The sequence below is a fragment of the Hydrotalea sp. AMD genome, assembly GCF_004100315.1.
In the GTDB taxonomy this organism is placed as follows: domain Bacteria; phylum Bacteroidota; class Bacteroidia; order Chitinophagales; family Chitinophagaceae; genus Hydrotalea; species Hydrotalea flava.
The window spans coordinates 52313-64662 of sequence record NZ_SCKY01000016.1; the positions used below are offsets into that span (position 1 = coordinate 52313).

Annotated in this window: 11 protein-coding genes and 2 pseudogenes; 3 read left to right on the plus strand and 10 right to left on the minus strand. The window is 36.0% G+C overall.

The window, feature by feature from the left end:
- Positions 1–152: 152 nt before the first annotated feature.
- Both lolA1 and EO766_RS12725 read left to right on the plus strand, forming a co-directional pair.
- Positions 153–782, plus strand: a complete 630-nt coding sequence (lolA1, locus tag EO766_RS12720) for an outer membrane lipoprotein periplasmic chaperone LolA1 (protein ID WP_074419030.1) — start codon at positions 153–155, stop codon at positions 780–782.
- Between the two features lie 71 nt (positions 783–853).
- Positions 854–2008, plus strand: coding sequence for an alpha/beta hydrolase (locus EO766_RS12725; protein ID WP_074419029.1), 1155 nt, complete (start codon positions 854–856; stop codon positions 2006–2008).
- Here the strand turns inward: EO766_RS12725 and EO766_RS12730 are convergent.
- Both EO766_RS12730 and EO766_RS12735 read right to left on the minus strand, forming a co-directional pair.
- Positions 2005–2910 carry a ribonuclease Z gene (locus tag EO766_RS12730; protein WP_074419028.1) on the minus strand — a complete coding sequence of 302 codons (906 nt, stop codon included), beginning with the start codon at positions 2908–2910 and terminating at the stop codon, positions 2005–2007. The genes EO766_RS12725 and EO766_RS12730 overlap by 4 nt on opposite strands.
- Before the next feature lie 136 nt (positions 2911–3046).
- Complete coding sequence (locus EO766_RS12735; RefSeq protein WP_074419027.1) at positions 3047–3451, minus strand: STAS domain-containing protein; 405 nt, start codon at positions 3449–3451, stop codon at positions 3047–3049.
- An 87-nt stretch (positions 3452–3538) separates the two neighbouring features.
- Here EO766_RS12735 and EO766_RS12740 point away from each other — a divergent pair, with 87 nt between their 5' ends.
- Positions 3539–6079, plus strand: coding sequence for an ATP-dependent Clp protease ATP-binding subunit (locus EO766_RS12740; RefSeq protein ID WP_074417551.1), 2541 nt, complete (start codon positions 3539–3541; stop codon positions 6077–6079).
- Between the two features lie 157 nt (positions 6080–6236).
- On the opposite strand, the gene EO766_RS12745 is transcribed toward EO766_RS12740, so the two are convergent.
- From EO766_RS12745 to EO766_RS18465, 8 genes and pseudogenes are all read right to left on the minus strand, one after another.
- Positions 6237–7265 carry a glycoside hydrolase family 53 protein gene (locus EO766_RS12745; RefSeq protein ID WP_287101261.1) on the minus strand — a complete coding sequence of 343 codons (1029 nt, stop codon included), beginning with the start codon at positions 7263–7265 and terminating at the stop codon, positions 6237–6239.
- A gap of 7 nt (positions 7266–7272) precedes the next feature.
- Positions 7273–7836, minus strand: coding sequence for a UbiX family flavin prenyltransferase (locus EO766_RS12750; RefSeq protein WP_074419026.1), 564 nt, complete (start codon positions 7834–7836; stop codon positions 7273–7275).
- A 66-nt stretch (positions 7837–7902) separates the two neighbouring features.
- A complete protein-coding gene (rnhA, locus tag EO766_RS12755) occupies positions 7903–8388 on the minus strand; it encodes a ribonuclease HI (RefSeq protein ID WP_074419025.1) in 486 nt (161 codons plus the stop codon).
- Positions 8389–8444: 56 nt separating this feature from the next.
- On the minus strand, positions 8445–9236 hold the full coding sequence (locus tag EO766_RS12760) for a PhzF family phenazine biosynthesis protein (RefSeq protein WP_074419024.1): 792 nt from the start codon (positions 9234–9236) through the stop codon (positions 8445–8447).
- Between the two features lie 16 nt (positions 9237–9252).
- Positions 9253–10902: an acyl-CoA carboxylase subunit beta gene (locus EO766_RS12765; protein ID WP_074420399.1), complete on the minus strand. Its 1650-nt coding sequence runs from the start codon at positions 10900–10902 to the stop codon at positions 9253–9255.
- Positions 10903–10964: 62 nt separating this feature from the next.
- Positions 10965–11594: pseudogene (locus EO766_RS18460) on the minus strand (beta-xylosidase family glycoside hydrolase).
- Between the two features lie 11 nt (positions 11595–11605).
- On the minus strand, positions 11606–11815 hold the full coding sequence (locus EO766_RS12770) for a hypothetical protein (protein ID WP_218330632.1): 210 nt from the start codon (positions 11813–11815) through the stop codon (positions 11606–11608).
- Positions 11760–12343: pseudogene (locus tag EO766_RS18465) on the minus strand (family 43 glycosylhydrolase). The gene EO766_RS12770 and the pseudogene EO766_RS18465 overlap by 56 nt, the downstream one beginning before the upstream one ends.
- Between the last annotated feature and the right edge of the window lie 7 nt (positions 12344–12350).

A 12350-nucleotide genomic window follows, 5' to 3' on the forward strand; every position in this document is an offset into this window, starting at 1 on the left:
ACCTCCATTTTTTTTAACAACCGCTAAACAAACCACCTGAATACAGGTCTAAAATTTTTAAAGCCCTATCTTTGCGCCCAATATTTAAAAAATCAAAAAAGTTTGATCTAATCAGTGCTGTTTTGATTCATTTTTCAAATTAAATTTAAACAATGAAGTATTTGTTTTTTGTTGCAGGATTATTGATTGGAACGTCAATACAGGTAAAAGCACAAAATGATCCTGCAGCTAAAAAGGTTTTAAATGAGGTAGGAGAAAAAGTAAAATCAGCCAAAGGAATTACTGCAAAGTTTATGCTGGAATCCATTACCAGTAAAGGAAAGCCCAATGGTATTAAAGCAGGAACGCTTTCTATGAAAGGTGATAAATATTTACTGAAACAGGGTAAAACTGTTATTATTTGTGATGGCACCAATGTTTACAATTATGATGGCAATAAAACCATTACAAAATCTTCAGTAGAAGAAAGTGCAGCAACATTGAGCCCGCAAAAATTACTATCCGGTTCTTATGATAAAGATTTTAATTATAAACTCATTTCTTCTAACGGTAGTAGTTATCAAATAGAAATGTTTCCAAAAGATGACAGGCGTAGTTTCCAAAAAGTTGATTTGTTTATCAATAAATTCAAACACTTAGTAACAAAAGCGGTAATTTTAGATAAAAGCAACAATAAAACTGTGGTGTTAATCAGTAGCATGAATACGGCAGCGAAGTTGCCGGATGGCATGTTTAATTTTAACCGCGCCAACTATCCTGCCGATGCAGAATTATTAGATTAAAAATGAATGAAATAAATCATAAGCCACTCTAAAAGGTGGCTTTTTTTATGTGGGTTACTTAACTTTATTACATGCGAAACATAATTTTCAGCTTTGCTTTACTACTCCTGCTTATACCGGTAGTACAGGCACAATTTAACGTTAAGTTAATGGTTACAAAAGTGGCTACTCGGCAAGATGAGCCCATTTATGTAAGTGGTAATTTTAACAACTGGAATCCGAAAGATGAGCAATATCGGTTAAAGCCATTTGGTGGAAGCAGGGTGGGGATTGTAATTAAAAATATGACACCGGGTAATTATGCTTTTAAGTTTACCAGAGGCAGTTTTGATAAAGTGGAATGTTTGGCAGATGGGCGTGATATGAATGACAGGGTTTTACAGGTAGATTCGGATATTGATTCTTCTTTTACCATTGCTGGTTGGAAAGATGATTACCCTGAAAAACCCAAACCCTATACCGCCAGTCCGCAAGTTTCAATTATTGATACTGCTTTTTATATTCCACAATTACATAGCACCCGGCGAATTTGGCTGTACCTCCCCAGAAATTACTACCAGTCAACCCAAACATATCCCGTTTTATATATGCAGGACGGACAAAACTTATTCAATGACCAAACTGCATTTGCAGGCGAATGGGGCATTGATGAATGTTTGGATACACTAGCGCAAAAATTAGGTAAATATTGTATAGTAGTTGGCATTGATAATGGTGGGGACAAGCGTTTGAGCGAATACAGCCCTTATACCATTCCTGCAGGAAAAGTGGGCAAAGATTCCGTAAAAGGAGAAGGATTTTATTATATAAATTTTATTGTTAATGCATTAAAGCCTTTTATTGATAGCAAATACAGAACCAAAAAAGGGCCACATTATACTTATATTGCCGGAAGCAGTATGGGAGCTATCATTAGTTACTATGCATTCATGAAATACCCCAATATATTTGGCGCTGCCGGCATCTTTTCACCGGCATTTTGGCTTTATTCGCCACAACAATTAAAACCCGCTGTGCATGCTGATTTTAAACCGGTTTATTATTTTTATGCAGGTGGGAAAGAGAGTGCCACCATGTTGTCTGATATGGATGAGGTGATCAAAAATTTAGATGCTTACCCCAGCCATACTATTCGTCGCTCTGTGTATCCGCCGGGTACACATCAGGAAAAATACTGGAGAGAGGAGTTCCCTGCATTTTATCGTTGGCTGATGCAACTGTATTAAACCAAAAAAGTTACACCTTCTAATGCCAAATCAGTATTGGCGAAAGCAGCCTGTGTTTCTTTTAAAAACAGATCTAATGTTTCATACTTACTGCTAAAATGGCCAATAATTAATTTGTTTGCACCGGCTTTTGTGGCAAATGTACCAGCCTGTATAGAAGTAGAGTGAAATCGTAACGCAGCTTTATCTTCACAGTTTTGTAAATAAGTGGTTTCATGATATAGTAATGATGCATGGCTGCATACACTTATGTTTTTCTCGGCATAGCGGGTATCTGCACAATACACATATGATTTGGATGCTTTATTTGGAATCGTTAATACATTATTTTGAATGGTATTGCCTGCTTTGTTTGTATAATCTTCACCTTTTTGTAAGGCTTCGTAAAATGAAGCCGGTATTGCATATTGCAGTACCGCTTCTTTATTAATTTTACGAGGCATTCGTTTTTCTTTTATAATAAAACCCCAGCATGGTACCCGGTGTTCAGTAGTAAAAATTTGAACACTAAATTTTTTTTCATCAATTAATAAATCATCATACATTTCTAAGGCATGAAAATGCAATGTGTACGGTAAATCGGTATTTCCTGCCTTCAATTGTAATTGAATAATTGTTTCTAATGCAGCAGGTGCATACACGTGCAAATCTTGCTCCCTTCCTAACAAACCCATGCTGGTAATTAATCCCGGCAATCCAAAATAATGATCGCCATGTAAATGCGAGATTAAGATATGATTGATTTTGCTTCGTTTGATTTTGTATTTCGACAATTGTGTTTGTGTGCCTTCTCCACAATCAATTAATATAAGCTGATCGTTCAGGGTAACTACCTGTGCAGTAGGGTGACGGTCATAAGCCGGCAGCGCTGAGTTATTCCCTAAAATAGTTACACCAAACATATTGTGAATTTTTTTTGCAGTGTATGGGAGGCAATTTAATACCGGAATAGCTGCAAGAAATTGTTAAAAATTATATTGAATGCTGCTCTTTTTCCTTCAATATAATAAAAAAATGAATGTAAAACTAAAAAACAGTTTATGACATATCATCCGTATCAAAAGAAAAATCGTTTGAATCTAAAAGCTCCCGTTCAATCTCTTCCATTTGAACAATATCCCATGCCTCGCATTCTGTAGGCGTAAAATTCAACATTTCAATCAAATCGTTCTGTTCAAAAACAGCCTCAATATTTTTATTCATTTCACAAACCAGAAAAGAAGCACTTTTATCGTAAAAACTTTGTTGCAAATCAATAATCTTTTGCGCTATATTGCCGTCAATATCTTGAACATTGCTTAATTTTAAAATTAGATTTTTGATAGGCGCCTGAAGAAATTGTTGACATGCAGCAGCCAATTCATCAGCCATATTGTCATAAATATTAGGTACTTCAGGGGTTAAAACGGTAAATTTTTCCTTGGTATCAATTTTGACTTTCATAAAAAGAATTTCTAAACATTTTGTGAATAAGTTGAAAGCAACTTTGATCAAAAATATTCGTTATAATTGTATAAATCCAAAAAGATTATGGATAATAATTTTTCAGCCCAGGTAAAAGAAATCATTTCATTCAGTCGCGAAGAAGCTTTGCGGTTGGGGAATGATTTTATTGGCACAGAACACTTGTTGCTAGGCTTAATTAGAGATGGTGAAAATCTTGCTATAAAAGTGTTGAAGCAATTGAATGTTGACCTGTATGAATTACGGAAGGAAATTGAACTGGCCGTAAAAGATAAAACAGGAAAAAATATTGCCAACATCAATAGTTTGCCTTTAACCAAACAAGCCGAAAAGGTAATAAGGGTAACCGTATTGGAAGCCAAAGCATTAAAAAGTCCGTTGGTAGAAACAGAGCACTTACTGTTAAGCATTCTGAAGAATAAAGAAAATATCGCTACGCAAATTTTAAATCAGTTTGATGTGGACTATGATATTTTCAGAAATGAACTGGGAATGGTAGGTACCAATTCAGCACCTCCGCCCAAAAATGAATTCTCTGATGAGGGTGAAGATGATTTTGATGATGAAAAACAAAAAGCCTATCAGCAACGTTCAGCCAAACAAGGCAATGTAAAAAGTAAAACCCCGGTATTAGATAATTTTGGCCGCGATATTACTAAATTGGCGGAAACCAATTCTTTAGATCCAATTGTAGGCCGTGAGGCTGAAATTGAAAGGGTTTCGCAAATTCTTTCTCGCAGAAAGAAAAATAATCCCATCTTAATTGGCGAACCGGGTGTAGGTAAAACAGCCATTGTAGAAGGTTTAGCATTGCGTATTGTACAACGCAAAGTGAGTAGGGTTTTGTTTGATAAAAGAGTTGTATCGCTCGATTTGGCTGCACTGGTAGCAGGTACCAAATACAGAGGTCAGTTTGAAGAGCGCATGAAAGCTATTATGAATGAATTAGAGAAAAACAGAGACGTTATTTTGTTTATCGATGAAATTCATACCATTGTTGGTGCAGGTGGCGCCAGTGGTTCATTAGATGCCTCTAATATTTTTAAACCCGCCCTTGCTCGTGGTGAATTGCAATGCATTGGTGCTTCTACTTTAGACGAATACAGGCAGTATATTGAAAAAGATGGGGCATTAGATCGCCGATTCCAAAAAGTTTTGGTTGAGCCACCAAGTGTTCCTGAAACCATTATGATTTTGAACAACATTAAAAGCAAGTATGAAGATTTTCATAATGTAGTATACGATGAAGAGGCTATTGATTCTTGTGTAAAATTGAGCGATAGGTATATGACCGATCGGTTATTACCCGATAAAGCGATTGATGTATTAGATGAAGTAGGCGCAAGGGTACACTTGAAAAACATCAATGTTCCAGAAGAAATTGTTGAATTAGAGAAACAAATAGAAGAAGTTAAAAACGAAAAAAATCGGGTAGTAAAAAGTCAGCGCTTTGAAGAAGCGGCTGCTTTACGCGATAAAGAAAAACGTTTGGGTGAAGAATTAGAAAAGGCTAAACTTATTTGGGAAGAAGAAAGTAAAAATAAGCGGTACCCTATTGGCGAAGAAGATATTGCCGAAGTAGTAAGTATGATGACCGGTATACCCGTAAAAAGAATGGTTCAAGCTGAAACTGATAAACTTCGCCGAATGGCTGACGATATGAAAGGAATGGTAGTAGGACAAGAAGAAGCTATTAGTAAAGTTGTAAAAGCCATTCAAAGAAATAGAGTGGGGTTAAAAGATCCTAAGAAACCTATTGGTACGTTTATATTTTTAGGCCCTACCGGCGTTGGTAAAACAGAATTGGCCCGTTCATTAGCACGTTATATGTTCGATTCGGAAGATGCGTTGATACGTATTGATATGAGTGAATATATGGAGAAATTTACGGTAAGCCGTTTAATTGGTGCACCTCCGGGTTATGTTGGTTATGAAGAAGGCGGCCAATTAACAGAAAAAGTACGTCGTAAACCATATAGCGTTATTTTGTTAGATGAAATTGAAAAAGCACATCCAGATATTTATAATATTTTATTGCAAGTGTTGGATGACGGCCAACTGACAGATGGGTTAGGAAGGAAAATTGATTTTAAAAACACTTTGATTATCATGACCTCCAACATTGGCGTTCGACAGTTAAAAGATTTTGGTAGTGGTGTTGGTTTTGCTACAGCAGCCAGAATTCAGAATGAAGAAGAAAATAATAAAGCAGTGATTGAAAAGGCCTTGAAAAGAACCTTTTCACCTGAGTTCTTAAACAGGATTGATGATGTGGTAATCTTTAATGCTCTTACCAAAGAAAACATCTTCAGCATTATTGATATTTTGATGAAGGGTGTGATGAAGCGCCTTGTGAATCTGGGCTTCACGCTTGAATTAACGGATGAAGCGAAAGACTTTATTGCCGAAAAAGGTTATGATGTGCAATACGGCGCAAGACCTTTACATCGTGCCATTCAAAAATATCTGGAAGATCCATTGGCAGAGGAAATATTAAATATGCATGTAAAAAGTGGCGATGTATTAATTGCTTCGCTCGATAAAGAAAACGGGAAAATTATATTTCAGTTAAAAAGAGCTCCGGAAGAAGAGAATGCGAAAGCATAACTGAAATATTTCATTGTTGATGCGTGAATGAGTATGAGGATGTATTAAAAGCAAAAAGAAGGGGCAGAGATTTGCATAAACGAAAATTTTCTCCAATGCTCTGCCCTCTCTTACCGAGTAAAAAGAGGCTGCATAGCACTTTTGATACAGCCTCTTTTTATTGCAGAAATGCATCCATTGCTACGGTTGGTTTCCCTGCATTATCAAAAGCACCCAAATTATAACCCTGCCAGTTATTGTAGCATTCGGGTTCCCAGTAAAATACACCTATACCTTGTTGATTGGGAATAGAACGAACTTTCTGAATAAGGTCAGTTAAAAACTGACGACAAATAGTAGGTTGGTTTACCGGCATTCCTGCTTCACATATCATAACCGATGAGTGATATCTGGCAATCATATCATTCATATTGGCAATGCATTGAGTGTTATAAGTTGGCCAATTGGTACTATCCGGATATAATGACATACCTATAATATCCCATTGTGCACCATTTGCGTGCAAACCATCAAACAGCCAGCGGAATAAACTGTTATTGTATCCATTTGATACATGTACAATGACTTTAATGTTTGCATTAAAGCTTTTTACCGCAGTATATCCCGATTGAATAAGTGCTGCAAACTGATTCATATGGGTAGATGCCCGGCCGTCTTCCCACAACATTCCATTGTCTACCTCATTTCCTATTTGTACCCAGGTGGGGGTAATGTTTTGTTGTTGCAAAGCTTGTAATACTTGGGTAGTATAAGTACCTAATGTTGTTACCAGTGAGGGAAACGATAAGTTTAACCAGGCGGCAGGTTTGGGTTGTTTACCCGGATCAGCCCAACTGTCACTGTAGTGAAAGTCGAGCATAATTTTCATGCCTGCCTGTTGGGCTCTTTTTGCTTTTACAATTAAATCGTTGGTATTACACCATCCGTTTGTGGGGTTTACCCAAACCCTTAGTCGAATGGCATTAATTTTTTTTTGTTTTAATATAGAAAATAAATCAGCTTTAGTACCGGTTGAATCGTAAAATGAAATGCCGGCTGCTTCCATTTCTGTAACCCAGCTAACATCGGCACCCTTAAAAAAAAGTGTAGTATCATTACGACTGTAGGTTACTGCTGGCTGACTTTTTGAGCAACCCATATTGAAACAACAAATGGTGACTGCAATGAGTAAGAAAATTTTTTTCATAATGTTTTTATTTACTTCCCCATCTAAATGTTTCAATATTCAAACCGGCAATATCCAAAATTCTGTCAACCACAGAAGCGGCAACAGCTTCTATGGTAGTGGGTTGATGATAAAAGGATGGGGTTGCTGGTAAAATAATTCCGCCTGTAAGGGTAATTGTTTCCATGTTTCTAATGTGAATTAAGTTATAGGGTGTATCTCGAATCATTAAAATTAATTTTCTTCTTTCCTTCAATATCACATCAGCTGAACGGGTGAGTAAATCATCGCTGACACCTGCTGCAATTCTGCCCATGGTGCCCATACTGCAAGGGGCAACAATCATGGTATTAAATTTAGCTGAACCCGATGCAAACGGAGCATTGAAATCATTTTTATCATAATATCTGAAAGGATATTGGAGATAATCAGAATTGCCTAATTCAGTAGCCCATACAATTTTGGCATTATTACTCATTACAATACCCACTTCAGCAATTTGATTTTTGAGTGCAACTAATTTATCCAATAATAATTTTGCATAAATAGATCCGCTTGCTCCTGTTATCGCTACAATGATTTTATGTTGCATATTTTTATTTGCTTACATAACAAAAATAAACCTTAATAGTTATCATGAACTGCAATCAATTGTTACTCATTGTAATAAATTCACTTCATTTTCATAACCCTCATCAATCAATAAATTCTCAGCATCTGCAGCAGCAGTTGCCAATGCATCACAACGGTTGTTCCATTGATTATCGGCATGCCCTTTTACCCATTTGAATTTTATTTCAAAATTTTTAGCTATTTGATGGTATTTTAACCAAAGGTCTTTATTCTTTTTACCACCTTTAAAATTGGTTTTAATCCAGTTATCAAGCCATTTTTTCTCAACACTGTTTACAACATACTGACTATCTGTGTAAATAGTAACAGGTATGTTTTTTTTGGTGAGCGACTGTAATGCAACAATTACTGCCATTAATTCCATTCTGTTATTCGTGGTAAGCCGATATCCGGCTGATAATTCTTTTTTAACTTCTCCCCAAAGCATTACTATACCGTAGCCTCCGGGTCCGGGATTGCCTTTGGAAGCGCCATCTGTATAAATTTTAAGTGTTGTTTGAGCGGCTTGCATGCTGTAAACATACAGATAATCAAAGAATCAATATAAAGCCATTACGAAAAAATATTTTATTCCGATAAATAATATTCACCTTTCATATATAAAATAGCATTACCTGCAATGGTAACGCGGTCGTTTAACATCTCACACCATAAATTACCACCACGCTTAGATATTTGTTTGGCAAGCATTTGATTTTTGCCTAGCACCCGATGCCAGTAGGGTATCAATGTTGCATGTGCTGAACCCGTAACAGGGTCCTCCCCAATAACAGAATTGGGTACAAAAAATCTTGATACAAAATCAGATGCATTGCCAGGAGCAGAAACAATTATACCCAGTGTTTCAACAGTATTGAGTTGGTTAAAATCCGGCACTAATGCTTGAACAGTAGCCTCATCAGGATAAATGAGTAAATAATCTCTCGACTTCCAAACTGATAAAGGTACTATATTGAATCCCTTTAGTAAACCAGGTGGCACCTGTTCTTTTTTTACTGGCATTCTGGAAGGGAAATTCATTATGAAACGATCGCCTTGTTTTTTTACAATTAAAGTACCGCTTTTACTTTCAAATTGAATTGTATCGGTTGCAGTTTTTAAAATATTGAAAATTACAAATGCAGTGGCTAATGTAGGATGACCGGCTAAATCAATTTCTATTTCAGGCGTAAACCATCTGATTTCAAATAAATTACCTTTTTGCACAAAGAATGCTGTTTCGGATAAATTATTTTCCATGGCCAATTGTTGCATAGTAGTTGTTGGAAGCCATGATTGTAAAGGGCAAACTGCAGCAGGATTGCCACCAAATAACACATCTGTAAACGCATCAACCTGATAAATTGGATAAGCTTTCATTCAATATTTTTTATGATTATACCTGAAAAACACCTGTTTTGAAATCGGGAATATCAGCATTGTGATTGGCTGCTTCTATTCCTGCTGCAATATAATACCTTGTAGCAAGAGGATCAATAATTTCGTCAACCCATAACCGTGCAGCCGCATAAAAAGGAGTAGTTTGCTGATTGTATTTTTCTTTTAAATCATTCAATAGTTTATTTTCATCATCCTCAGTAATTGTTTTGCCTTGTGCTTTTAGGGTTGCCACCTGAATTTGGAGCATGGTTTTAGCAGCCTGTTCACCACCCATTACGGCAATTTTAGCACTAGGCCATGCATAAATAAATCGTGGATCATAGGCTTTTCCGCACATGGCATAATTACCAGCCCCATAGCTATTACCAATAATAATGGTAATTTTTGGTACTACAGAATTGGCAACCGCATTCACTAATTTTGCACCATCTTTAATGATACCACTATGTTCACTTCTGCTGCCAACCATAAAACCCGTAACATCTTGTAAAAAAACAATTGGTATTTTTTTTTGGTTACAATTCATAATGAAACGAGCAGCTTTATCGGCGCTATCATTATAAATTACACCACCCATTTGTAATTCTCCTTTTTTGTTTTTTGTAATTAAGCGTTGGTTGGCAACAATACCTACACTCCAGCCTTCAATTCTTGCATATCCGCAAATAATTGTTTTTCCATAATCGTTTTTAAAAGGTTCAAAAGAACTGCCGGTGCCCGAAGCATTTGCATCCACAATTCTTTCAATGATTTCATGCATATCATAAGGCTTGGCATTTTCAACCGGCATGATACCGTATATTTTTTCTGCATTTTTAAATGGGGGTATCGCTGTAATTTTATTGAAGCCCGCCATGGGAAAATGACCCATTTGCTGTATCATTCTTTTAATATGGTCTAAACATTCTTGTTCAGTATTAAACCGATAATCTGCTATTCCGCTAATTTCGGTATGCGTAATGGCACCGCCTAAAGTTTCATTGTCAATTACTTCTCCAATAGCTGCTTTTACCAAGTAAGAGCCTGCTAGAAAAATAGAGCCATTCCCTTCAACCATCAATGTTTCATCGCTCATAATAGGCAAATAAGCACCACCTGCAACACAGGCACCCAGTACTGCTGCAATTTGTGTGATACCCATGGCGCTCATTTTGGCATTGTTTCTGAAAATACGGCCAAAATGATCTTTATCTGGAAAAATTTCATCTTGTAAAGGCAGGTAAACGCCGGCACTATCCACCAAATAAATAATGGGTAATTTATTTTCCATTGCAATTTCCTGTAACCGTAAATTCTTTTTCCCGGTTATTGGAAACCAGGCGCCGGCTTTTACAGTTTGATCGTTTGCAATGATAACGCATTGACGGCCACTAATTGTTCCAATACCACCCACTGTGCCACCGGCAGGACAGCCACCCTCCTCATGATACATATCCCATCCGGCAAATGTTCCCAATTCTAAAAATTGCCTGCCCTTATCAATTAAATAATCAATACGTTCTCTGGGCGTAAGTTTATTTTTTTGATGTTGTTTTTCTATGGCTTTTTTTCCACCCCCCAGCCATATTTTTTCTTTTTGCTTTTTAACTGCGCTATTTGCTAATTTCATCCAATCTTCATTTCTGTTAAATTCAATATCTGTCATACGAACAATTGTTAGTATGACAAAAATAGGGAATTGTTGTGGGAAGGAAACGTAGTATAGTTTTATTGCTCAATTTTAAAATTTAGTTTTGGATATATCGTATCCTGATTACAAATTGTGAACCAATGAAATAAGGCCTGATTATCTGATTGTTTTCTCAATGATGTGGCGTATAAGGCATACATACAACTAACGAAACCACCGGCAACCTTTGTGCTCAAAACTTTTGCATCTAAATTTCTTTTTAGCAATTACTATTCGTTTTGTTTTGTTGCATAATAAAATGAATAAAATTAATTATTTGATTCAATTTTAAGTTGAAGTGGAAATTGTCATTTTTTAGAAGCAACCAATTTTATTTTTGAAGCGGTGTCAGAATGTTCCGCCTGAAACAATTGAATGATTGGTTCATTATTTTCAATAGATTGGCACAAATAATAAAAAGTATGTTCATTTTGAAAAATTAGTAAACCGGCTTTTTCATTTTTGGTAGTAAAAGATAAAGGTGTACTGGCATACTCTTTTAAGTGTGATTGTCGCCAGCCTAAAAATGAGGGATTTGTTAAATCACTGCAGGTAACAGGCTGTAGCTGAATGGTTAGCCCACTTTTATTTAAGTTCCACCATTTTTTTAATGGGGTTGTTAAAAATTGCCAACTTAAGTTTAATTGTTGGTTCCTAAAAGAATCGATGCATGTTAAACTTAAATAATTATATGTGTGGCACTTTCTTGTAAAGTATTTGTTTTGGGATTATGGTATTGAATCACTTCATTACCTTGTGTTATAACAGGCCATCCATTTATCCATTTTTCCGGTGCCATAAAAGTTTCTCTTCCTGTATTATAATAGTCGGCTTCATAAGGTAAAAACAGCAAACCAGTCTCCATTTTTTGATTGAGTAAAATCAGCATGCCCGGTAGTTGTGATGGGGAAAGGTCGGTTGGGATTTAATTGACGTTGTGTTAAGATGGGATTATTATGATAAGAATCATAATATACCTCAATTTTTTTGCTCCTGAAGACTACTTCAGAATGATTATAGGCTGTACCACCTTCTGATGCAATTAAAAATAATATTCATCTTTTTTAAACAAATGTGGACATTCAATCCAAACAGGTTTTTTCGATAAATCTGTACCACCATTTACAATAATTTTTTCCTCACCTATTACTTTTAAATGCTTAATATCAAATTCAACCATTCTAATTGTACGATGGCCATCACATAATGGCTTGTTATTGGGTGCTACACTGTTGTATAATAAATAGGTTTTGTTTGTAGTTGTGTCAAAAAATAGAGAAGGATCAATGCCATTTATTTCCTGTATTGCAACAGGATTGCTCCAGGGACCAGCCGGATTTTTCGCTGTAATAATAAAGTTACCCAGTTTATCAATAAGGGTACAAACAATATAAAATGTACCATTATGATAACTAATATCAGGA

Coding starts and splice junctions, on each gene's coding strand:
- lolA1 (WP_074419030.1), top strand. CDS start 153: ATGAAGTATTTGTTTTTTGTTGCAGGATTATTGATTGGAACGTCAATA.
- EO766_RS12725 (WP_074419029.1), top strand. CDS start 854: ATGCGAAACATAATTTTCAGCTTTGCTTTACTACTCCTGCTTATACCG.
- EO766_RS12730 (WP_074419028.1), bottom strand. CDS start 2,910: ATGTTTGGTGTAACTATTTTAGGGAATAACTCAGCGCTGCCGGCTTAT.
- EO766_RS12735 (WP_074419027.1), bottom strand. CDS start 3,451: ATGAAAGTCAAAATTGATACCAAGGAAAAATTTACCGTTTTAACCCCT.
- EO766_RS12740 (WP_074417551.1), top strand. CDS start 3,539: ATGGATAATAATTTTTCAGCCCAGGTAAAAGAAATCATTTCATTCAGT.
- EO766_RS12745 (WP_287101261.1), bottom strand. CDS start 7,265: ATGAAAAAAATTTTCTTACTCATTGCAGTCACCATTTGTTGTTTCAAT.
- EO766_RS12750 (WP_074419026.1), bottom strand. CDS start 7,836: ATGCAACATAAAATCATTGTAGCGATAACAGGAGCAAGCGGATCTATT.
- rnhA (WP_074419025.1), bottom strand. CDS start 8,388: ATGCAAGCCGCTCAAACAACACTTAAAATTTATACAGATGGCGCTTCC.
- EO766_RS12760 (WP_074419024.1), bottom strand. CDS start 9,236: ATGAAAGCTTATCCAATTTATCAGGTTGATGCGTTTACAGATGTGTTA.
- EO766_RS12765 (WP_074420399.1), bottom strand. CDS start 10,902: ATGACAGATATTGAATTTAACAGAAATGAAGATTGGATGAAATTAGCA.
- EO766_RS12770 (WP_218330632.1), bottom strand. CDS start 11,815: ATGCTGATTTTACTCAATCAAAAAATGGAGACTGGTTTGCTGTTTTTA.